Annotated in this window: 20 protein-coding genes; 9 read left to right on the top strand and 11 right to left on the bottom strand. The window is 57.8% G+C overall.

Annotated features, from left to right (window positions below; all coding sequences use genetic code 11):
* Positions 1–66: 66 nt before the first annotated feature.
* The gene (locus tag ASD00_RS06210) at positions 67–303 is read right to left on the bottom strand and encodes a hypothetical protein (RefSeq protein ID WP_057205568.1); all 237 of its coding nucleotides are present in this window, start codon (positions 301–303) and stop codon (positions 67–69) included.
* A 557-nt stretch (positions 304–860) separates the two neighbouring features.
* Here ASD00_RS06210 and ASD00_RS06205 point away from each other — a divergent pair.
* Both ASD00_RS06205 and aac(3) read left to right on the top strand, forming a co-directional pair.
* On the top strand, positions 861–1,148 hold the full coding sequence (locus ASD00_RS06205) for a DUF1236 domain-containing protein (RefSeq protein WP_057205566.1): 288 nt from the start codon (positions 861–863) through the stop codon (positions 1,146–1,148).
* 297 nt (positions 1,149–1,445) lie between these two features.
* Entirely contained in the window at positions 1,446–2,264 is an 819-nt protein-coding gene (aac(3), locus tag ASD00_RS06200; RefSeq protein WP_057205564.1) for an aminoglycoside 3-N-acetyltransferase, read from the top strand.
* Between the two features lie 557 nt (positions 2,265–2,821).
* Here aac(3) and ASD00_RS06195 read toward each other — a convergent pair.
* The 4 genes from ASD00_RS06195 to ASD00_RS06180 all read right to left on the bottom strand — a co-directional run bounded on the left by ASD00_RS06195 (position 2,822) and on the right by ASD00_RS06180 (position 7,915).
* Complete coding sequence (locus ASD00_RS06195; protein WP_057205562.1) at positions 2,822–3,700, bottom strand: alpha/beta hydrolase; 879 nt, start codon at positions 3,698–3,700, stop codon at positions 2,822–2,824.
* 604 nt (positions 3,701–4,304) lie between these two features.
* Positions 4,305–5,411, bottom strand: a complete 1,107-nt coding sequence (locus tag ASD00_RS06190; RefSeq protein WP_057205560.1) for a flavodoxin family protein — start codon at positions 5,409–5,411, stop codon at positions 4,305–4,307.
* Between the two features lie 111 nt (positions 5,412–5,522).
* A complete protein-coding gene (locus ASD00_RS06185; RefSeq protein ID WP_057205557.1) occupies positions 5,523–5,912 on the bottom strand; it encodes a hypothetical protein in 390 nt (129 codons plus the stop codon).
* Positions 5,913–6,037: 125 nt separating this feature from the next.
* Entirely contained in the window at positions 6,038–7,915 is a 1,878-nt protein-coding gene (locus tag ASD00_RS06180; protein ID WP_244496016.1) for a PBP1A family penicillin-binding protein, read from the bottom strand.
* 923 nt (positions 7,916–8,838) lie between these two features.
* On the opposite strand from ASD00_RS06180, the gene ASD00_RS06175 reads away from it, so the two are divergent.
* Both ASD00_RS06175 and ASD00_RS06170 read left to right on the top strand, forming a co-directional pair.
* Complete coding sequence (locus tag ASD00_RS06175) at positions 8,839–9,153, top strand: hypothetical protein (RefSeq protein WP_057205554.1); 315 nt, start codon at positions 8,839–8,841, stop codon at positions 9,151–9,153.
* A gap of 38 nt (positions 9,154–9,191) precedes the next feature.
* Positions 9,192–9,806, top strand: coding sequence for a general stress protein (locus ASD00_RS06170; RefSeq protein ID WP_057205552.1), 615 nt, complete (start codon positions 9,192–9,194; stop codon positions 9,804–9,806).
* A gap of 404 nt (positions 9,807–10,210) precedes the next feature.
* On the opposite strand, the gene ASD00_RS06165 is transcribed toward ASD00_RS06170, so the two are convergent.
* The 3 genes from ASD00_RS06165 to ASD00_RS06155 form a co-directional block, all read right to left on the bottom strand.
* Positions 10,211–10,870, bottom strand: coding sequence for a DUF6766 family protein (locus ASD00_RS06165; RefSeq protein WP_057205612.1), 660 nt, complete (start codon positions 10,868–10,870; stop codon positions 10,211–10,213).
* A 137-nt stretch (positions 10,871–11,007) separates the two neighbouring features.
* A complete protein-coding gene (locus ASD00_RS06160) occupies positions 11,008–11,235 on the bottom strand; it encodes a hypothetical protein (protein WP_057205609.1) in 228 nt (75 codons plus the stop codon).
* A gap of 127 nt (positions 11,236–11,362) precedes the next feature.
* On the bottom strand, positions 11,363–12,286 hold the full coding sequence (locus ASD00_RS06155) for a hypothetical protein (RefSeq protein ID WP_057205607.1): 924 nt from the start codon (positions 12,284–12,286) through the stop codon (positions 11,363–11,365).
* A 178-nt stretch (positions 12,287–12,464) separates the two neighbouring features.
* On the opposite strand from ASD00_RS06155, the gene ASD00_RS06150 reads away from it, so the two are divergent.
* From ASD00_RS06150 to ASD00_RS06140, 3 genes are all read left to right on the top strand, one after another.
* Positions 12,465–12,779, top strand: coding sequence for a hypothetical protein (locus ASD00_RS06150; RefSeq protein ID WP_057205550.1), 315 nt, complete (start codon positions 12,465–12,467; stop codon positions 12,777–12,779).
* Positions 12,780–13,181: 402 nt separating this feature from the next.
* Positions 13,182–13,787 carry a DNA-3-methyladenine glycosylase gene (locus ASD00_RS06145; protein WP_156585479.1) on the top strand — a complete coding sequence of 202 codons (606 nt, stop codon included), beginning with the start codon at positions 13,182–13,184 and terminating at the stop codon, positions 13,785–13,787.
* A gap of 239 nt (positions 13,788–14,026) precedes the next feature.
* Positions 14,027–15,286 carry a DUF763 domain-containing protein gene (locus ASD00_RS06140; protein ID WP_057205545.1) on the top strand — a complete coding sequence of 420 codons (1,260 nt, stop codon included), beginning with the start codon at positions 14,027–14,029 and terminating at the stop codon, positions 15,284–15,286.
* Between the two features lie 61 nt (positions 15,287–15,347).
* Here ASD00_RS06140 and ASD00_RS06135 read toward each other — a convergent pair whose 3' ends face one another.
* The 3 genes from ASD00_RS06135 to ASD00_RS41500 form a co-directional block, all read right to left on the bottom strand.
* Positions 15,348–15,800, bottom strand: a complete 453-nt coding sequence (locus ASD00_RS06135) for a hypothetical protein (protein WP_057205543.1) — start codon at positions 15,798–15,800, stop codon at positions 15,348–15,350.
* A gap of 112 nt (positions 15,801–15,912) precedes the next feature.
* Positions 15,913–17,247: a sorbosone dehydrogenase family protein gene (locus ASD00_RS06130; RefSeq protein ID WP_156585475.1), complete on the bottom strand. Its 1,335-nt coding sequence runs from the start codon at positions 17,245–17,247 to the stop codon at positions 15,913–15,915.
* 32 nt (positions 17,248–17,279) lie between these two features.
* Positions 17,280–17,702: a hypothetical protein gene (locus ASD00_RS41500; RefSeq protein ID WP_244496018.1), complete on the bottom strand. Its 423-nt coding sequence runs from the start codon at positions 17,700–17,702 to the stop codon at positions 17,280–17,282.
* On the opposite strand from ASD00_RS41500, the gene coxB reads away from it, so the two are divergent.
* Both coxB and ctaD read left to right on the top strand, forming a co-directional pair.
* Positions 17,607–18,458, top strand: coding sequence for a cytochrome c oxidase subunit II (gene coxB, locus ASD00_RS06125; protein ID WP_057205603.1), 852 nt, complete (start codon positions 17,607–17,609; stop codon positions 18,456–18,458). The two genes, ASD00_RS41500 and coxB, sit on opposite strands and share 96 nt — an antisense overlap.
* Positions 18,455–20,974, top strand: a complete 2,520-nt coding sequence (gene ctaD, locus ASD00_RS06120) for a cytochrome c oxidase subunit I (RefSeq protein WP_057205541.1) — start codon at positions 18,455–18,457, stop codon at positions 20,972–20,974. The genes coxB and ctaD overlap by 4 nt, the downstream gene beginning before the upstream one ends.

Here is a 20,974-nt window from a genome sequence, read left to right as displayed (position 1 = left end):
CCATACCCTCGCCTAAGACACGTCGCTAACGACGTCGCTAAGCACGTGTCTTAGGCCATCAAGGCGCTATCCGGCAGGCGGTGCCAATCGGGCGGTTACGAACCAGCGGCCGCATTCGGTCAATGCCACTTCATCAGTATTGCCGAACCTGAATTCATCCATCAAGAATTTTGCGAGGCGGCCCGCGCGAATGTCTTGGCGGGGGATTCTCGCTTCGAAGCAAATTCGATCAAATATCCTTTGCAGGGTGCCGATCTGCTGGGGTGCGAGTTCAAAGCCTGACTGGTCAAACTGAATAGCCATATAGACCTCCCTCTATGAGCTATCGCTTTCACCGGGGAGAAAAGATAGCGAAATCTCTAATTGGCTCCAAGTGAGCAAAAGTTGAGATTATTATGGCGGCGGACTGCTTCTGGTAGAGGACGCAGCAGCGCATAAAGAAAAGGCACCTTGCTGAAGGGGCCGGGAGGGTATCGCCGAGGTCGGGCAGCGGGTTTATTTGGCGAGATATGAGGTCCACGTTCCGCTCGCGCTTTACGGGCGGTCTGTGGGTGCGTCTCGCGCGCATTGCACGAGCATCTCGTCGATGGGACGATGCCACCCCATGAATTTCTCTGCCTGGTGCTGGTCATTCGGTTCCTAGTTGACCGGCTAGATATCGCCCAGGGCCTACACGCCATCGGGGCGAAGGAAGTATTCGCCTCATCGACCGCGCAAAGCCGAGGTGATCGCCGGCGCTTGCTATGGTTTGCCGGAGGTTCATGTAACTCGCCGCAGTCATGGCTGCCGGTAAGGCCAGCGCGGAACATTGTATCAGCGGCGCAGTTTTAAGCGCGGACCGAAATCCATAGGAGGAAAATATGAGAAGATTGGTTGTTCCCACTGTTTCCCTATTTCTGGCGCTGTGCTCGGTCACTGGTGCACAGACAACCGTGGTGACCGTCCCTGGAGAGGTCAGGACCTACGTACTTGAGCAGAAGACCCCGTCACTCACGTTTGAAGGTGACCTCGCTGTTGGCACGGCACTGCCTGAGACGGTCGAGATCCATACGATCCCCGATCAGCCCGAATACAGCTACGTCATCCTCAACAACAAGCGCGTACTCGTCAATCCGAAGACCCGCGCCGTGGTCGAAGTCCTTGAATGACGCTCAGCCCTGCTGGTCCGACCGTTGGTCGGGCCAGCTTCGGGTGTTCAATCGCACTATCGGCGAGTTCTGATATTGTCTATTTGTTTAATCTTCTCGCTGCGCCTGGGTGATCGCCTCGCACAGCATTTTCGAGTTCAGGAGCGGAAAGCGTTGAATCGGGTCGCTGATGGTTCTGCGCCATCTGCTTTTCCTCTCGGTGCTGAATTCTCAATGCGCGAGGCCCATTGGCTTGAAAATCATCCAGATCGCGATGCTGGGTGGCAGTCGGTGAACGCGTGAGGGGTGAGCCGATAGATGAACGACAAAGCGACAATCACCGGCAACCTTCGAGCGCTGGGCGTTCAATCTGGCGATCTACTCATGGTGCACGCATCACTGAAGGCTATCGGCGCCGTGGAGGGTGGCCCGCCTGCCATTGTGGCATCGATCCTTAAGGCCGTCGGGCCGAACGGCACTTTGATGGGCTATGCCTCATGGGATCGATCACCCTATGACGAGACTCTGAACGGCGCCCAATTGAGCGAGGAGCGACGCCGGAATTGGCCACCGTTCCACCCCGAGACGGCGGGAACATACCGCGGCTTTGGCGTCCTTAACCAGTACCTCGTCGATACGCCGGATGCTCTGCGCAGTGCGCACCCGGATGCATCCATGGTCGCGGTGGGATCGCTTGCAAGAGAGATGATAGAGCCGCATGTTCTCGGACGGGCATTCGGTCAAGGGTCTCCCTTGGAGCGTTTTGTCAAGCGGGGCGGAAAGGTGCTGTTGCTCGGTGCTCCCCTGGATGCCGTCACTGTCCTACACTATGCCGAGGCAATAGCCGAAATTCCTGGAAAGCGCCGCGTGACCTATGAGATGCCGCTTCTCGACCCGCAAGGCCAAACCATCTGGGCGCATACGGAAGACTTCGATTCGAACGGCATCCTGAGTTGCTTTGCGATCGATGGAGAGCCCGATGCCGTCGAAACGATTGCAAATGCGTACGTGCTCTTGGGTCGGCATCGCGAAGGCCCGGTGGCGCGTGCGCACAGCTACCTGTTCGATGCCAAGGACATTGTCGAATTTGGCGTCGAGTATCTCGAGCGGAATTTTGGCGCGGCGGGACTTACCTGATGCTGGCCTGGCTCCGCTGGCAATGAACGGATTCCTCGTTATCGGCATTGCTTATGAGCGCAGAATGAATCACGGCATCGCTTTGAATTTTTGACCACGGGTGTACTTTAACGATGATGACGAAAGTGCCAGTGTTATTTCGCCCCGGCCGTCTAGGCCGAACAGGGCCTCAACTCATTCCTACTCCGGGGAAGCTAATCCAGACCAGATATACATGGTATGTCCTGTGGATGTTCGCTGCTTGTTCGCCCCGCCTTGACGGACTTTCGCCCGATTAATCATCGTCGATCGCCATTCAGGCGGGGAGTTGGTAACGATCCTGGCGATTACCAAAGCCAATGCAATGTGAAGCTGTTGAATACAATCCCCGGCATCAGCGAGATCTTCGCCCGGTTGATCGAATGATGATGGCTACCAATTCCTCCACATTCCAGTTTGTAAGGCGCACGCAGGCGTGATCGACCGGATACCCAAGTAGTCGATCGCCGCAATCATCCTACCGGGCTGTGAAAACCCGAAGCGTGCGGCAGGCTCAAGTGCGGCAACTTGCCCCGAAGTCATGCGGACAGCCGAGAAAGAAATTCGCGCACAAGCACTCGTGCTTCATCGAAGTGGGTTTCCAGCAGCCAGTGACCGGCACCAGCGATCAGATGCAGCTGCGCATTCGGCAGATCACGCAAATAGGCTCGGGCAGACTGGGCCGGCATGTAGCCGTCTTCTGGTCCCCATACGATCAAAGTCGAAGGCTGGTTCTGCCGCAAATAGGCTTGATAGCGGGGAAACCAGGTAAAATTCTCTTCCCAGATTTCCATCAGCCGGACTGAAATCCTTCGCCTTTCGGGCGTATTCATCAAGGGCCAGTGCAGTTTCCACAAATCCGGTGGAACTCGTGCGGCAACCTCGGCCGACACTTCACCCACAAATTCCGCGCGAAAGCCTGCTTCCGATACCGCGTCTTCCAACACCCGGTGCGTCTCGGTCGTGCGATCCGCCCACCAGGATTTCAGCGCCGCATACTTGGGGCCCATGACATCCTCGTAGATGTCGCCGTTCTGAATGATGAGGCCTGTTATCCTATCGGGATGGATCATCGCATGCTTAAGCCCTATCCAGGTCCCATAATCGTGAAGCCAGATCGCATAACGGTCCAGCCCAAGCGTGTTCACCACATCGCCAAGAACGTCCGCATAAGCGGTGAAGTCGTAGCCGAAATCGGACAGGGCAGGCGTGTCGCTGTAGCCGAACCCGGGCAGATCGAAACTGATCGTGCGCCACTTGTCGGCAAGCGCCGGCATCAGTCGACGAAACTCGAACGATGAGCATGGATAGCCATGGGGCAGTAAAAGCACCGGCACATTCGATGACCCAGCTTCACGGACAAAAAGTTGGAAGTTGCCAACTTGAAGATGACGATGCGTGACAGCGTGATTTCCCATTCCCAATCTCCCTTCGCAGCGACAAAACGCAGCTGGTCCGCCAGCGTTCCCCGACGTGCCCGACAAGAAGAACATAAGCGGGACGGGAGGCATGGGGCGAGCGATGGGGCGCCAACCACACCCGTAAGCTGAAGCTATTCCTGACGCGTCAGGGAGGAATAGGGCCGAGGGCTGCCTTGGACCGACTTCATACCAAAAATCGTGGCGTCATCGATGCGTCGATATCGGTCCGTGATGCGTTGCTGGTCATAGACCATGGCTGCTGAACGTATTCCTTCGAAGTCTTGCATGTCGAGTGTGGTGGTTGGCGCTGAACATATGCCGGCTCAAGCGCGACCAGTTTGGAAACAGAAGGGCATCGGCACGAAGGTTCGGGTGGAAGCGCTCGCCAAACCAGCCGAGGCTTTCAAAAACACCAAGAGACGTCCTGTCGGCACTCCCGAGCCGCGCTACAGCCCAACAAACACGTTGATATCGACGGGGGCAAGGTCGCGGAACCTTCTTAACGCTTCCCCGGCAGCAATAGGAGTGACATCGCGCATAGTATTGCTTTAGCCGCGAATGGCCGTAGCGGACCGGGCTAGTCGAGTTTCGCGGTCCCGACTCACTTCTGTCGAGGCCTGTCCAATTGAGATCCAGCTGCGACCTGCTTTCCTAAACGTTGAGCCGTCACTGCATCCCGCAGTGTGAGCGCAGCGTTTCGCATTTCCTCCTGAAAGTTTTCATCTTTGTCATAGGCGTCATGGCTGGTGGCGTAAGGCTGCCAGTAGCCAATGTATCTGTCCACTTCTGCGGGCGTGCCGGCGGACACCAGATCCATCGACTTTAGCCAGTCACAAAGACTGCGACGAAGGTTTTCAACCCCTTCGGTGTCGCCGTGAACAACGACGGAAAAAAGCCGACCGGCAAGATGGCGCGGATAGTGCCAGCCCGCCATTTCCAACCGCTTGGCTTCCTCCGGGTGTTTTCCGTGTGTGCTTGTTGGATCGGGGTTGCCGCCATCTGCGCAAACTAGGCGGTCAATCATTGCTTTGAGCGCTGATGTCGCCTGATACCAATGAACCGGCGTGATGATCATGATCCCGTGTGCCTGCACCCACAAAGGATAAATCTCGTTCATCCAGTCCTGGGTCTGCCCAAGTGAGTAATTGGGGTAACACGAGCAGGGCCAATGACAGAGTGCGGCTGACGTTGAAAAACACGCTTTGCAGGGATGGATGTGGCGGCCATATTCAGATGCCACTCGGCTAAGATCGAGCACATCCACCGCGAATTCGGAAGCATCGTCAAACACCGCTTTTGCTATTTCGATCATGCGGAAACTTTTTGAAACTTCACCAGGACAGGAGTGCTCGCTTCGCGAAGAGCCGTTGATCAGCAGGATGCGGAAAGGCCCATTGTCGTCTTCATGCCTCATTTGTGCTTTCGCGATCGAGTCTCGTGCATCGAGCCAGTCCACAGCGAGATCGTAGTTGGGGTCGGCAAACCCTTGTCCAGCTTTTCGTACCCTTGGACTTTTCCGCTGATGGGCATAGGCATCCCAGGCTGCTTCGGCAATCCGTTCAAGTTCGACATCCAACTCGCCATAGGAACTATCCTGAAACTGTTGCAGAAAGCGCTTTTTGAACTCTCCTTCATCGAGGCGCGGACTTGGGCTTCCCTTTCTGGGGACAAGATCAACTTCCAAATTAGTGTCATCGCTATTCGGCATGCCCAACCCCTGCGCGGTAGTGCGGCGATCTGCACTTTCGTTGCAAATGACGAAATTCCCGTTCCGCGCATCCTCCGGTGGATGAACGATTGCCCACGTCACCGTTTGTGATCATGATTTGGCGTCAGGATGATCAGTTCTTCCCGTGGGAATCGTGCTAACGGTGGCGGCGGGCGGATCACTTGCTGGAAAAGACGCCTTCAGACCTTCGTCAAGCTGTTCCTCCAATGTGCCCGTGTCCTTGGCGGTGCGCGCGCTGCGCAATGATTCTACAGCGGGCGATACCTGGGGATCTGTCTCTGGCTCCACCTCGGTGGCGACCTTCTCAAACGTGGCCACCTGGACCATGAGCGCCTTAGCTTTTGCGACGGCACTATCAACGTCCAGATCGTGTTCGCTGTCCTGCAGCCGAACCGAGATCACGTTGCCACCTTCTGCGACCCATTCAACAGTCATCACGCCCCCTGGGTCGGAAAGCACCTGTTGTCCGATGATGTTCATAGCTATCTCCGTTGAGTGATAAGGAGAACCACTTCAGACGGCAGATGTTCCCTCGAGGCCCCCGACAGACTGCCAATCGAGCAAAAATCATAATTCGTCTGAAAATATGATCGTATCGCGAACAGCTACCGCTCACACAGCCGGCGCTCTCCCCGATAAGGCTGGTAGGTGCAGTCGGACGCTCGAAACGATCGATAGCTCCGCGCGCAAGCCCTAATATTGCAGGACGCTGCTGGCCCTTCTTGGCTTGTCATCAGCCCTGTATCTGGATCAATCTGAGGTTCAGGTTGGGCCATTGCCGCTTGCATGAAATCCCGCCAAATGCGCGCCGGGAGCGCGCCACCGGTGACGCCCTTCATAGGCGTGTCGTCATCGTTACCGACCCAGACGCCGGCAACAAGATCTTCCGTAAAACCTACAAACCAGGCGTCACGGTTGTTCTGGCTGGTGCCGGTCTTTCCGGCTGCAAATGAACCCGGGAAAGCATCACGTCCGGTGCCGCGCTCGACCACAAGCTGTAATAGGCTCACCAGATCCTGTTGGTAGGTGGCGAGATCGGTCGAAGCGGCTGTGAGCGGGCCGACGCGGAACGCCTTGGTTTGGGTCGACGCCTGAAAATCGATTACGCCCCAAGGTTCGACCGGCGATTTTCCCAGGCGGATCGAGGCATAGGCGCCGGTCAGGTCAAGCAGACTGACTTCGGATGATCCGAGCGCTAATGCCGGCACGGGATTTAGCGGAGCATCGATTCCGAGCTCTCTTGCTGCCGCTACAACATTCTCGATGCCCACTTCCTGCGCCAGCGCAACCGTTGCACCATTGAGAGATCGGGCGAAGGCTTCCGCAATTGTTACCCATCCATGATAGCGGCCTGTCGAGTTTTCCGGCGACCACCCGTCGACTTCAATCGGGCCATCGAAGACCTGATCACGCAAAGTAAGTCCGTTCTTCAATGCGGCATAGAAGACGAAAAGCTTGAACGTTGAGCCAGGCTGTCTCTTCGCGGCAACGGCGCGATTAAACTGGCTGGCCTTGTAGTCGCGTCCGCCGACCATCGCGACCACCGCTCCATCTGGCGTCATTGCGACCAGTGCGGCCTGTGACGCACCCAGAGTTTTCCCTTCCTTATCAAGATTGCGAGCGACGACATCTTCGGCAAGCTGCTGAAGGCGTGGCACCAACGTCGTGCGCACTGTCGTCGAACCTGGAGAGGCACCTGCAATTTCGCCGGCCTGGGGCGAAATCCAGTCTGCAAACCAACTGCCCGAGCGCGGCGTCGGCGTGGTCGGATGCAATTCGGCAAACTTCGCCTTGGCGGCGGACGCATCTTGCGCTGCGAGCTTGCCGTTTGCCACCATCGCATCGAGGACCGTTGTCGTCCTTTCGCGTGCGGCTTCGAAATTGTCGATCGGATTCAATTGGCTCGGCGCCTTCAACAGTCCGGCCAGCATCGCAGCTTCCTGGACGTTGAGTGCGGCAATCTCCTTGTTGAAATAGATCCGGGCTGCCGCGGGCATTCCTGTCGCGCCGGACCCGAGGTAAACGGAGTTCAAGTATCGCGTGAGGATCTCCCGCTTGCCAAGCTTCCACTCGAGCCAGAACGCGATAACAAGTTCCTGCAGCTTGCGCTTCAGCGTGCGATCGCTTTCAAGGTACTGCACTTTGATCAGTTGCTGGGTAATCGTGCTGCCGCCTTGAACGACCGAGCCGGCCTGGAAGTTTCTCAATACGGCCCGCATGATGCCTTTCAAATCGACTCCGTAATGATCCATGAACCGCCGATCCTCGATTGAAAGTACGGCATCGACCAAATGCGCTGGAAATTCCTCGTATCGGGCGTAGGGGCCCTGGAAAGGACCTTGTCTTACGATTGGCTGGCCGTCCGCGGCTTCAAGGACCACGATAGGTTTTAGGGAGCCGTCGGCGATTTCTCGCCACGGCACATCCTTCAGTGCCCAGATCAGCATTCCGATCACGAAGATCGCAAAGGTGAACGTCACCATCAAGATCCCGGTTTTCCATGAGCGAGGCTGAAGTCGCAAGGCGGGAAACCATGCCGGCGTGGAGACGACGCCTACTGCCCCGGATATTCCTTTGCGGAGGGGGGCCGTGGCTGATGCCGCCCTCTGTCGAAAATTGGAGGGGAATGAGGAGCGCGAAGCTCTCGCGACCAGTTTGAGCTTCTTGATCAGCGCGGGCGAACCTGCGAGGCAACGCTGTCCGACTGTGCCGAGATCGCGGCGAAAAGCGGATGCAAGATGGCGAAGTGCGCGCTTGCTTTCCGTAAAGGCGGGTGGGTGCGGCTCACTCTCGTCTGACGATGCAACCGCAGCGGTGTTGTCGCTAGAGCTGACAGCCGGCTCCACCGCTGCCCGATTGGTTTCTGGTTCGACCCCAATCGTCGAAGAATTGGTGTCTTCATCATCGGTCTGATTTGGGCTGTCAGCGGAGTGGGTCATTTCCTGCCGGCGATATTGTTCCTTCTAAGAAATTAGTGCGAGAAAGGGCAGAAGAAAAGCGTTGATGCCAACCGGCCGCGATCGCTATACAGACCGAGTACGAGCGGCCTGGCTGTAACGAGCGCCAAGCGCTTCGTCGTTCATCGTGACTTGGAGTACGTGATCCGCAAATTCAGCCGCCGGTTTGCGGTAACCCGCACGTCCAACCTCAGCATTCGAATTGAGCGCCTCGGCGGTCGAATTGGGGAACTTTCAGATCGCGCCGAAGTTTGATTGAAGCGTCTCGTCATCGAGCGAATTCTTAAGGAGTTCGGCCTCACCTAGGAAGGGTGGTTGGCATACGAACGGCTTTTGTAAGTCACTGTAACTTATAGATAACTACAATCTTCTTTGTGAGGGAAAAGGAACCATAACCAAGCGGTCGCGTTGTCTCAGCGTCGTTCAATTTTCGCATCGAGGAGACAACAATGAGACAAATGATCGTCGCGACAGCCTTTCTGGCGGCAAGCGCATTCAGTGCCTATGCACAGACCGCAACAACGTCGCCGGACCCTGAAACGCCGGCAATCGCCACGCCCGACACCACCAATCCGACCGCGCCTGTCGAGGGCGCTAACAGCTTCACCGAAGAGCAGGCGCGCGCCCGACTTCAGGAGAACGGCTACACCGCGGTGACCGGGCTGAAGTTGGACGAGAAGGGCATATGGCACGCCTCTGCCACCAAGGATGGAAAGCCCGTAACCGTCACCCTCGACTACCAGGGCAACATCGTCGCCAACTGAAGTTGATATCTCAGCAAACCCATCGAAGGAAAACCAACATGAAAACCGTGACTGGACTTTTCGACACCTATGACCAAGCATCTGAAGCTGTACGAGCGCTGAAAGCCGCCGGCATTCCCGATGACGACATCAGCATGGTCGCGAGCAACGGCGAGGGCCGATACAAGGTTGACGACACAGAAGGTGCGGCCGAAGGGGCGGGTACCGGTGCTGGCATCGGTGCTGCAGTCGGCGGCGCAGGCGGTCTTCTGACCGGCCTCGGGCTGATGGCGATCCCGGGTGTCGGCCCGGTCGTTGCTGCCGGCTGGCTTGCGGCGACTGCTGCGGGTGCTGCTGCCGGTGCGGTTGCCGGTGGTGCGGTCGGCGGGATTATCGGGGCGCTGACGGATTCCGGGGTGCCGGAAGAAGATGCGCATGTCTACGCCGAGGGGGTGCGCCGAGGCGGCACATTGGTAACAGCGCGCGTTGCCGACAGCGAAGCTGCCGAGGCGGAGGCGATCCTCAGGCGATCGAACTGGGTGGATCTCGAGGAGCGGCGCTCCTCTTATCGCGAGCAAGGTTGGAACCGATTCGATGAGACACTCGATCCCTATAGCCCGGCGCAGATTGAAGAGGAACGCACACGATACGCTAGCCGCGGAACGTTGATCTAACCAAACAGAACATCGAAAAGGCCGTCCATGTGGGCGGCCTTTCTTATTTGTTTACTTTGCTTCAGAGCGACGTGATCATCCATGCATCTGGCCAATAACGATAGTGGGCTATCCATTGGGAACACCTCCCTTGTCCATCGAATAGTCAAACAGCTTTTTTCGCCGTCAAGACCCGTGACCGAGCCGGTTGTGATGATTGCCGAGCCCGGCCTGTAACGGTGCAAGAAGAGTGGCGCTTCACGCCGGTCGTTGCGGAAAAGCTGTGTCCGACATAGCTACTGCCTCGGCATATCCATTGGCCGGCCGCACCAAGACATTTTTTCGGGCACTCCTGACCGCGATCGGCCCGGCCAACTATCAGCTATCCGCACCGTATCGGCGCACGCGCGGGCCAACCGCTGCTCTTATGAGCCGGTCTCGCGGTGAGGCGCGCCTACAGGCTTGGATTCAGGAGAGCCCCGGTACCTCAAGAAGATCGACAAAACAACAATCAGCGCCGTTGACAGGAATTCCGATTGCCAGTTTTGAAGGGATTCAAACCAGAATTGTGCGCTGCCGAGATGCTGCATGACCGTCGTTGTCGCTTGGCCATGCAATTGCGCCGTCTCGCTCTCCGATCTGGCGCTGGAGACAAGATGGAGTACGAAACTCGCAAGGAAGAGACCGGTGAGAACAATTCCCAGCGAGTACGCATAAAGCAGCCGCACCATACCGCCCCTCTTGACTGGCCACGGCGCCTCGGGATCTTCTTCTCGGTGCGCAAGTCCTTCGTCTTGAGGCGACCTCTCGTCAGGATCCTTGGATTCCGCAGAGCCCCTTTGATAGAGATAGGCGGTCAGCACGACATAGACCGACATTTGCAGAAATTCACTTTCCCAGTTCTCGAAGACGGCGGATAGAAAGTCGCCGCTTAAGCCATACTGCATCAATGTCAGCGCCGGCGATCCGTGGGCCGCCAACTCTTCATTGTTCGCCAGCCAGCCGGCTATGTACATGCCGGCTATGGTCATGAGTGTCGCGGTCACGAGGACGATCGTCAGGCTGTTGTCTCGTAGAAAACGCACGTCACGCTCCTCCATTTGGATGTGCCACTAACCGCGACCGGATCAAGATAGTTCCGAAATCGCAATCTCCGAGGCGCAAGGCGGTAAATCCTAAGAGCTGGTCGAGCGACGCCGTAAACTTCCCCGTGTCGCGACAATCAATCGAGCCATTGATTGCGAAACGTGAGCGTTGCGACCGAAACGGCTTTGCCGATGTCGGTACGAACCAAAACGGATATGTCTGTGCGGTTGCGATCTGGGAGTTCATCCCGAGCAACGTCCATGAGGATTTCCTGCATCACGGCATCCCGCGAGCCAAGCTCGACGCCTTGCTCATCTCGTGTTTCCCCGTCACCGTTATGAAGATCGAAAAAATAGCGCGTCATCAAACCTCCAATCGAAAGGAAAAAGCAGGAAAAGCCCTCATTGTTCCCGAGGATGACGAGCATCAGTGCACGCTGCCTCCGCAGAACGACGTTCACGCTCTCGTACACTTCCAAATGCTTGACATGCTCAACGGGTGCCTTCGTGTGCAGCACCACGGGCCTTCTCACTGGGGCGCGCAGTTCTCCTTTGTTTTTTTCGCTCCAGGCGGCGCGCCTCCGATCGCGCTTCACGCAGCTCGTCCAGAACTGGCCGCCACCAGCCCCGCGCCTTCTCGAACGCGTTCGGCTTCTCACGCGCCGGCCAGGTTGCCACCAGTTCGGCTAGCGTCGCCGGGCGCCAACGAACCCAGATAAAATCGTGCGGATCGCCTGCAGCATGGGGATAGAAGCGCTTGATATCATCCGGTTCGGCGTATTCTCCGGCCACCTCGGCTATAATCACCACGCCGTAGGAACATGTCGTCACCGCCTGACCGATCGGTGGTAGCGCCCCGGCTGGAACCGGATAACGCCGGCGGCGCCGTTCGGCATAGCGCAATTTCGCGCGCTCGTACTTCGCCGTATGTTTTTCCGCTTCCTTCCGGCGCTTGCGTTCCTCAGGTTCGCTAGCGCGCGCAGCTGCGTCTATATCAGGCCATGAACGTCGCAGTGCTTCGTAGGATCGGAACGGCACCCGCCAAGCGTGCATCTCATCATCCCACCGAGCCCAAGGGATCAACCGCAATTGCTCAACAACGTCCCTGGAATAAGGGGTGCGTATCTGGATATCGTCTTCGATTTGAAGATATTGACTGGAAATAGGATCGAAAGCGTACGCATCGCGGCCTTTGACATCCGCATATAAATCGAGGTTTTCGCTCTCGCGCGCCAGCCACTGTGCAATGCGTTTGCCGGCGGTCTTGCCCGGCACGAACCAACTGCGTTGCTCCTCGTTCCAGCGAGCGCGTGGGAACGCATTGCGGAAGCGTTCCACCGTCATTCTGTCGTAGGCGAATTTCGCTGTGGCGCCACGACGGGGTTCGCTATCAGACCTTTCCTTGGGCTTAGGCATCGTCGTCACCGTAAAATACTATCTGGTGAGCCTAACGCTCACGAACGCCACAGGTTCATTCGTCACGAACGCTCCATTGGGGCTGGCATTTGTAAATGCTCGCCGCGGTCGTTTCCGATGGAACAACACGACGTTTTCACCGTTGAATGGCATTGCCTTCATGTGAGAGGAAATAGCGATGGTGGATCAGACCGGCTACGAAAGCGATGACGATTTCGCAAAAGTCGGGGTCGTCGACGAGCCACTCGAGACGGCACCAGAAAATGACGCCAGACTGGCACGACAGGCCCAACTTGAGGCGCTGCGGACAGAAATTGTGAACCTGCGCGAGGAGCTCGCCGCAATCGTTGCGGGGACCTCCCGGTTGGCCGCGACTGAGGCTGTCGTCGCACTTGAAACAACGCAGAACCGGATCCGGGACCACCTCGCCCCCGTTCTGATTGCGGCCGCCGCCATAGGATACCTCTGGGGGGCGTCTATCCGACGGCGCTAATGATCGTCTCTGCCTTCCAGATCATGCCGTTGATCCGGCGCGCTCGATGTTGATCGCTCACGTGATCGAAAAGGTAAACACGTACCAGCCGGCTAGCTTGATCGCGATGGTCGATCTTCGGTTCTTTATGATGCCGTCGCGCTTCTGGCATCCAAGAAAGGTTCGGATGTGTTCCAACGCTAAGCGAACGCGAGGATTTGTACCGGTGTTTCGTCCATTGCAAGTTATTGCCTTTTGAGACGAGCGTGCCGCTTTTAAACATAGGACGGGTTGCGTAAGGCGTCAGCGAAAGGTCGACTGAGCTTGCCTATCGATCTGGGCCGCCAGACGCTGGCGGCTTCTGTTGGGAACGGCCCAATTTCGTCGCCCACAAGGCCACCGGAGAAAGGAGGAACAGCAGTGATTTCGCACGCGTTTTTCAATCGTTACGCTGTTGATGTTGCCAAAGCGCTGATCGGGACCGTCCTGGAGGTCGACGGCGTCGGCGGCATAATCGTCGAAACAGAAGCTTACACAATCGAAGATCCCGCTTCCCATAGTCACAAAGGCCCGACGAAACGCAACGCTTCCATGTTCGCTGCAGCTGGCAATGCCTACGTTTACAGGTCCTATGGGCTGCATTGGTGCCTGAACTTCGTGTGCGAAGCAGGCAGCGCTGTGCTGATCCGGGCGATCGAACCGACCACTGGCATCGAATCGATGCGACAGCGACGCAGCGGCGCCAACACATTTCTTTTATGTGCAGGCCCCGGGCGCCTTTGCCAGGCACTGGCTGTGTCACAGGAGTTCGACGGATTGTCACTTTTTTCGGCCCCCTTCAGGCTTTCCGCCGGCAGCAGTGCAGTCGAGGTTTGCCGAGGTCCGCGTGTTGGCATCAGCAAGGCTGTCGATCTGCCGTGGCGATTCGGCGCAAGGGGTTCTGGTTTTCTAAGCCGGAGTTTTCCAGACCCGACCGTTTTGTCGGAAATCGACGCGCCGGCGTCACAATCAATCCATCGAAGGGAATGACGGTGGAACATCCCAGCACCGGGTGCATTCGCTATAAAGGTCACAGGCTGTGCCAAGCGGACGCGATGGGGATGGAGAACATCAGGGTTTTTCCGCTTTCACCTTTTGGCCAACGAAACGGCAGTCGAGCTTCTTACCCGTCCAGCCTGCGACCGTCCGCCTCAAGCGCAAACTTCCCAATCCGGCACCGCAAATGCTAAAACGCGCCATCCGTCGTTGCGGATCAACAGGATAAGCTCATGGTAAAACGTTCCGGTAGTGCCGATCTTCCCCTCCACGGCGGGCGCGTGCCGAAGTGGCTCGGAGATCGCATGACGAAGCTCGGTGCCATCATTACCGAAGCTGTCATCCTGCACTACGGACGAGACGAATTCCTGCGTCGAATGGCCCACCCTTTCTGGTTTCAGTCCTTTGGCGCCGTGATGGGCATGGACTGGCACTCTTCCGGTATCACCACCAGCGTCATTGGCGCTCTGAAGCGCGGACTGACGCCGCTGTCCGCGGAACTTGGAATTCATGTTTGCGGCGGGCGTGGTGCGCAGTCACGTAAAACTCCCACGGAACTGCTTGCGATCGGTGATCGGGTCGGCTTCGACGCTCACCGTCTCGTAACCACCAGCCGCCTCGTCGCGAAGATCGACAGTGCCGCGGTTCAAGATGGATTTGATCTCTACCTGCACGGTTTCATCGTCACCGACGATGGACAATGGGTCGTCGTCCAGCAGGGTATGAACGGCGATCAACGACAGGCCAGGCGCTATCACTGGCTGTCGGAAAACCTGGAAAGCTTTCTCGATTCCCCGCATGCTGCCATTGAAGGAAACGCCCAAGGCATCATCGTCAACCTCGCCGACCGACGCGCTGAGCGATCGCGAGAAGGACAGCTTGACCTGCTTGCAAATATGGGACCGGACAGCATCGTGCGCGAGGCCCTCGCCGTGCGGCGGGGAGGGCCCGTTGTCGAAATTCTTCCAGATCAACTGTCGCTCCCGCATCTGATCATGCCGGCTCACCACGACGTGCGCGAAAAGGACGTCAACATGGGACGTCTGCATGCAGCGCTCGCCTCTGCAGCCGAGCGGGGACCGAAGGATTTTCAGGAGCTGCTTTTGACGCCTGGCGTCGGCGCGCGAACCGTCGAAGCACTGGCCATGGTTGCTGAAGTCGTCCACGGCGCACCATGCCGCTTTTCCGACCCTGCACGCTTTTCGTTGGCTCACGGCGGCAAGGATCGTCATCCGTTCCCCGTTCCGTTGAAAGTGTATGACGAAACACTCAAGGTGATGAAGTCCGCCGTTTCAAGAGGCAAGCTCGGTAACACGGAAGAGCTCGACGCACTTCGGCGCCTTGACGAGCAGGCGCGTCGCCTTGAACATTACGTGACCGGCCCTGACCTGAAGGAAATCGTTGCCGGCGAATTCCGAAACTCCGCCTCACTTGGCGGACGCAGTGTCTTCGGCTGGGAGCCGCCGTCAGAGACCGAGCCATCAAGAGAATAGAGGCTGAAGCATTCAGACTGCCGCCATCGTCAAACAGACCGAGCGTCTCCCAGCGTGACACTCAGATCTGTACCGGCTTTATAGTGGCTACCGATATGTCGCCTTCCATCAGGCCGCGCACAAGCCCTGGCTTTGCATGCTCGACCTCAATGACCGTGTAGAGCTTTTCGTCACGGAACGCGCTTGCATCCAGCGTGCTGACGCCTTCGGCGGGTGCGGCATCGACCTCCATGTAGTCTAGTTCGCATCCCGAAGCGACGACACGCGCATCGCCCGACGAACGAGCGGCCACCAGCACCTCACCTTGATTGAGGGCATTCTGCCACCGCGGGTCCGTGGGTGCGGCCACCGGCACCAGCCGATAGACGTTCAACGTCTCGCCATCCCCGACAAAATCGGTCGATTGGCGCCGCGCATCGGCAAACTGTGCCTTGCTTTCCATTGATCTGCCAAACTCCGTATCGCTCTCGCCGGTGGACTTCACGTCGCCACCACGCTGCACATTGTTGGACATTTTTATCTCCTTCGGGGTTCGGCCGCGGTTGATCAGTAGGTAGGGGTCGGAATTCCCCTGTCAGGAAGAAACGGCGCGCTCGGCAACCGGTTCCGTATTATCGAAAGGTCTCTCATTTGGCGGGCGTCACCCTCCAGATCGCATTGCCGACGTCGTCGGCGACGAGAAGCGCACCCTGCCGGTCAACGGCAACGCCGACGGGACGACCGCGGGCCTTGTCGTCGCCTCCGATGAACCCGGTCAAAATATCCTTTGGCGGCCCGGACGGCTGACCGTTGGCAAAGGGAACGAAAATTACCTTGTAACCGCTGCGCGGTCGGCGGTTCCAAGAGCCATGTTGGCCCACAAAAGCCCCATTCCGATATTGCTCTCCAAAGAGCTCGCCGGTGTAAAACGTCAATCCGAGGGAAGCTGTATGAGGTCCGAGTGCATAGTCCGGCACGATTGCCTTTTCGACGAGATCGGGTCTTTGCGGTTTTACTCTGACGTCGACATGGGTGCCGAAATAGCTGTACGGCCAGCCGTAGAACCCGCCGTCCTTGACTGAGGTCATGTAATCAGGGACGAGATCACTTCCGATTTCGTCACGCTCATTGACGGCAACCCAAAGCGCGCCGGATTCGGGCTGCCATGAAAGCCCGTTGGGATTGCGCAGTCCGGATGCGAAAAGGCGGAGTTGTCGGCTCACCAGATCGACCTCCAGCACGGCTGCCCTGTTGGTTTCCGCCTCGATGCCGTTTTCACCGACATTGCTGTTGGAGCCGACGGTTGCGTAAAGCTTGGTTCCTTCCCGATTGGCAATGACGTCCTTGGTCCAATGGTGATTGATCGGACCGGCAGGCAGATCGACGATTTTTTGGCCCTGTGCCGTTATCGTCGTGTCGCCATCCTTGTAGTCGAACGCCATGATGGCATCGGTGTTGGCGACATAGAGGACCCCGTTCGACAGGGTCATGCCGAATGGCGAGTTGAGGTTTTCGAGGAAGACTGACCGGGTTTCTGCAACGCCATCGCCATCCGCATCGCGCAACAGCGTGATCCTGTTAGCGCTCGGAACCTCTGCCCCGGCTCGCCCCATGAACAGTCCCATGGCAAAGCCGCGCAAGCTGAAACCTGTGTCTTCCTTTTCTGGCTTGTTCGTTTCCGCGACAAGAACGTCGCCATTTGGCAGGACGTGAAGCCAACGCGGATGATCGAGTTCCTCGGCGAAAGCGCCGACAACGAGCCCATCGGCAGCCGTCGGCTTTTCGCCTGGGGCCCAGTGGGACGCCTCCGCCACATTAACCGTGGGGATAAGGGTGGGATTGGGTTCTGGCAGTAGCGGGGCTGTTCCGTAACCCTGTTCAGCCGTTAGTTTCGCCTGCTCTTGAGATAAGAAAACAAGCGCTGCACCGACAATCAGAAGGACGGCGAACAATGCCGCCATCGATATCAGAACGCGTTGCATGCTGACACTCCTCGGAAGACTTTGACAGCCGTCTAACTCGCCAATCCGTCGTTCGTTTCATCGCTTGTCGCCAAATGCGCCGAAACGTGATTTCGGAAGGAACTTCCCGCCAAGGTCGCAGTTTCCATCTCATCAGGGAAGGGGAGGGCCATTTGACCTGTCGATGCAGCCGCTGGGCGATGCGTAGTCTTGTTCGCAAAAAGAAGAGTAGTTTCATCCACCGTCACATTGTCATTGGCGTTCGCGGTTCCGTCGCCCTCCTGCTTTCCATGCCGCTCGCAAGCTGCGGCGATCGGCAATCCACCTTCGCAGCGGCTGGCCGCGAGGCTTCGGCAATCGAGAACCTGATCACGGTAGCGGTGGTCGGTGCAGCCTTCGTCTGGCTTGTCGTCATATCCCTCCTGATCTACGCCGGCCGTGCGCGCCGGGGCCAGTTGAGCCAAGAGCAGGCCCAAAGGTTTATCACCTGGGGCGGCGTGGTAGCGCCGACGGCGGCTCTCTTTGCGCTTCTGTCCTATGCGGTGTGGAGCATGCCGGCGACGAGACCATGGTTCGATCGGCAGCAGGCGGACCTGGCGATCGAGGTCACGGGCGAACAGTTCTGGTGGCGCATTCGATACCTCGACAAGTCAGGGGGGATTGCTTTCGAAACCGCAAACGAACTCACACTGCCCGTCGATCGACGGATCCGGATTTCGCTCAAGGCGCACGATGTCATCCATTCGTTCTGGATCCCCGCCCTTGCGGGCAAGATGGACATGTTGCCCGGGCGAACCAACACCCTCTGGCTGGAGCCGACCCGCATCGGTTCGTATCGCGGGCCATGCGCGGAGTTTTGCGGCACGTCGCATGCCCTCATGAACCTTACCGCAGACGTTCTGTCCGCAGAAGATTTTCAGGCATGGCAACAAAGCCGCGCGAAAAGGCGATCAACAAGAAACGACGCCGCAAACGCTTTTCTCGTTCATGGCTGCTCGGCCTGTCACGCGCTTGATGGGACACAGGCACAAGGCTTGACAGGCCCGAACCTGACAGGGTTCGGGCAGCGCAAGCGTGTGGGAGCAGGGGCGCTGGCCAACACGCCGGAAAACCTCGCCCGTTTCATTCGTGATCCTTCCTCTGTCAAGCCCGGCGCCCAAATGCCGGCATTCCCTATGATCCCGCAGGACGAATTGAACGAAATCATCGACTACCTCGCAGGTGAAACATGACCACCACCGAGGACCGGCTTGGCGAACAGGCGTCGAAGAGCGAGGAAGAGCGGCAGCTTCGAGCTGTCTGGGCCAATCCGTCGGGATGGCGCTATTGGACTTCGGTCAACAATACCCAAATCGGCCTTTGGTATGCGGGCACAGCCTTCATCTTCATGTTGTTTGCTGGCGTCCTCGCGTTGCTCGTGCGCGCGCAGCTCGCCATACCCGAAAACGATTTCCTGTCGGCGGATTTCTTCAATCAGGCGTTTACCCTGCACGGAACCGTCATGATGTTTCTGTTTGCCGTGCCGATCTTCGAGGCTGTGGCGATCTTCCTTTTGCCGCCGATGCTCGGCGCGCGCGAACTACCTTTTCCGCGGCTTTCGGCGTTTGGTTTTTGGAGTTTCCTGCTCGGCGGGTTGTTTGTATGCGGCTCGATCTTCTTTGACGCAGCACCCAATACGGGCTGGTTCATGTATCCACCGCTGGCCACGGACAAACAGTATTCGGGTATTGGCGCTGACATCTGGCTGCTCGGGCTATCCTTTATCGAAGTGGCCTCGATTGCCGCAGCAGTAGAGTTGATCGTCGGCATCATGAAATGCCGCGCTCCGGGCATGCGCATCAACATGATGCCGCTCTTTGCCTGGTATCTGCTGATTGTCGCCGGTATGATCCTTTTTGCCTTCCCGCCTCTTATCGCCGGCGACATCCTATTCGAAATGGAGCGGATGTTCGACTGGCCATTTTTCGATGCCGAGCGCGGCGGCGATCCCCTGCTGTGGCAGCATCTTTTCTGGATCTTCGGTCACCCGGAGGTCTACATCATCTTCCTGCCGGCGATCGCCCTGATGGCGATGATCGTTCCAACCTTCGCCCAACGACCGATCGTCGGCTACTCCTGGATCGTGCTGGCGGCGGTCGGAACCGGTTTCTTAAGCTTCGGCCTTTGGGTCCACCACATGTTCACCACGGGCCTGCCGCAAATCTCCCTTGCCTTTTTCTCCGCGGCCTCCGAGGCCGTCGCGATTCCGACCGGCGTCCAGATATTCGTCTTCATAGCAACGATGCTGGCAGGGCGCGTGATCCCTTCCGTACCGATGCTCTTTGGCGGCGGCGGTCTCGTGATCTTTGTCATCGGTGGCCTGACAGGCGTCATGGTTGCGCTCGTACCGATCGACTGGCAGGCGCACGACACCTACTTCGTCGTCGCGCATCTGCACTACGTGCTGATCGGCGGCATGCTCTTTCCCGTCGTTGCCGGCATCTATTACTACTATCCGCTCATCAATGCCCGGAAGCTCTCTGACCGGTTGGGCAAGATTGCTTTCTGGCTGATGTTTTCAGGCTTCAACCTCGCCTTCTTTCCGATGCACCTCGCCGGATTGCGCGGCATGCCCCGGCGTGTCTTTACCTATCCAAACGATGTCGGTTGGCATTGGTTCAATCTGATCTCGACGGTGGGCGCCTTCGTCTTCGCCTCGGGCATCCTCATTGTTGTCGTCGATGTCTTGAGGCCAAAGCATCGCCAGCCCAGGGGCGAGGCTAATCCCTGGAATGCCGGAACCCTCGAGTGGATATCCGAACCAGAGGAAAACTGGGGTGTGCGCTCGATCCCGATCATAAGCAGTCGCTACCCGCTTTGGGACCAGCCGGGAATTCGCGAAGATATAGACAACGCGCGCTTTTATCTGCCCGATGCAGCAGAGGGCTTTCGCGAGACGCTCGTCACTTCTGTGCTCGATGCCGAACCGATCCAATGTCTGCGCGTCGGCGGTACATCCTATCTGACCATCCTCAGTGCGGCCGCGCTAGGCGGGGTGTTTGTGGCCGTTACCTTTCACTGGTGGCTCCTGGCCACGTTGTTTGCCGCCGCCTTCCTTGTTTTCGTGGTCAGCTGGTTGTGGACCGGCACGGCGACCGTGCCCGAGAAAGCGGGAAAAAATGTCGGCCTTGGCCTTTCCTTGCCACTCTACGTCTCTGGACCCGCATCGGTTGGCTGGTGGGCGATGTTCATCACCATGGTTGGTGACGGAACGGCGTTCGGTAGCCTGGTTTTCGGCTACTTCTTCTATTGGACCATCCATCGCGACTTCACGGCCGGCCTTTCCGGACCTGGTATCGGATGGCCAATGGCGTCCCTCTGCCTGTTTCTCGTAGCTTGGTTTGCAATGGTTACGGCGCGGTCGGTGAACCGCAGGGGTCAGAGAGTTGCGATGCGTCTGCTTGTCTTGTGGGCACTTGCTCTGACGCTTCTCGGCAGTGTCGCTACATTGGCCGGGCCGTGGCTCTCGCAGATGGATCCGACGCAGCATGTCTATCCGGCCATCGTCTGGGTTTTGGTGCTTTGGCTCGTTTGTCATGCCAGCGTTGGCGTGGTGATGCAGGTCTATTGCCTGGCGCGAAGCTTTTTCGGTCACCTGACCGCTGCTCATGACATCGATCTCGTCAATGTGGTTCTATATTGGCACTTTCTGACGATCACCGCGTTTACCACCCTGGGTGTCATCGGTTTGTTCCCGGCAATGATGTGA

The sequence above is a fragment of the Ensifer sp. Root31 genome (genome assembly GCF_001424825.1).
Classification (GTDB): domain Bacteria; phylum Pseudomonadota; class Alphaproteobacteria; order Rhizobiales; family Rhizobiaceae; genus Ensifer; species Ensifer canadensis.
The sequence above is the reverse complement of the archived record's forward strand: the minus strand, read 5'-3'. Positions and strand labels throughout refer to the sequence as shown.

What these genes read in the sequence shown, in the direction of transcription:
- ASD00_RS06210 (WP_057205568.1), bottom strand. Translation starts at nt 303, where the DNA reads ATGGCTATTCAGTTTGACCAGTCAGGCTTTGAACTCGCACCCCAGCAG.
- ASD00_RS06205 (WP_057205566.1), top strand. Translation starts at nt 861, where the DNA reads ATGAGAAGATTGGTTGTTCCCACTGTTTCCCTATTTCTGGCGCTGTGC.
- ASD00_RS06195 (WP_057205562.1), bottom strand. Translation starts at nt 3,700, where the DNA reads ATGGGAAATCACGCTGTCACGCATCGTCATCTTCAAGTTGGCAACTTC.
- ASD00_RS06190 (WP_057205560.1), bottom strand. Translation starts at nt 5,411, where the DNA reads ATGCCGAATAGCGATGACACTAATTTGGAAGTTGATCTTGTCCCCAGA.
- ASD00_RS06185 (WP_057205557.1), bottom strand. Translation starts at nt 5,912, where the DNA reads ATGAACATCATCGGACAACAGGTGCTTTCCGACCCAGGGGGCGTGATG.
- ASD00_RS06180 (WP_244496016.1), bottom strand. Translation starts at nt 7,915, where the DNA reads ATGGTGACGTTCACCTTTGCGATCTTCGTGATCGGAATGCTGATCTGG.
- ASD00_RS06175 (WP_057205554.1), top strand. Translation starts at nt 8,839, where the DNA reads ATGAGACAAATGATCGTCGCGACAGCCTTTCTGGCGGCAAGCGCATTC.
- ASD00_RS06170 (WP_057205552.1), top strand. Translation starts at nt 9,192, where the DNA reads ATGAAAACCGTGACTGGACTTTTCGACACCTATGACCAAGCATCTGAA.
- ASD00_RS06160 (WP_057205609.1), bottom strand. Translation starts at nt 11,235, where the DNA reads ATGACGCGCTATTTTTTCGATCTTCATAACGGTGACGGGGAAACACGA.
- ASD00_RS06155 (WP_057205607.1), bottom strand. Translation starts at nt 12,286, where the DNA reads ATGCCTAAGCCCAAGGAAAGGTCTGATAGCGAACCCCGTCGTGGCGCC.
- ASD00_RS06150 (WP_057205550.1), top strand. Translation starts at nt 12,465, where the DNA reads ATGGTGGATCAGACCGGCTACGAAAGCGATGACGATTTCGCAAAAGTC.
- ASD00_RS06140 (WP_057205545.1), top strand. Translation starts at nt 14,027, where the DNA reads ATGGTAAAACGTTCCGGTAGTGCCGATCTTCCCCTCCACGGCGGGCGC.
- ASD00_RS06135 (WP_057205543.1), bottom strand. Translation starts at nt 15,800, where the DNA reads ATGTCCAACAATGTGCAGCGTGGTGGCGACGTGAAGTCCACCGGCGAG.
- ASD00_RS06130 (WP_156585475.1), bottom strand. Translation starts at nt 17,247, where the DNA reads ATGCAACGCGTTCTGATATCGATGGCGGCATTGTTCGCCGTCCTTCTG.
- ctaD (WP_057205541.1), top strand. Translation starts at nt 18,455, where the DNA reads ATGACCACCACCGAGGACCGGCTTGGCGAACAGGCGTCGAAGAGCGAG.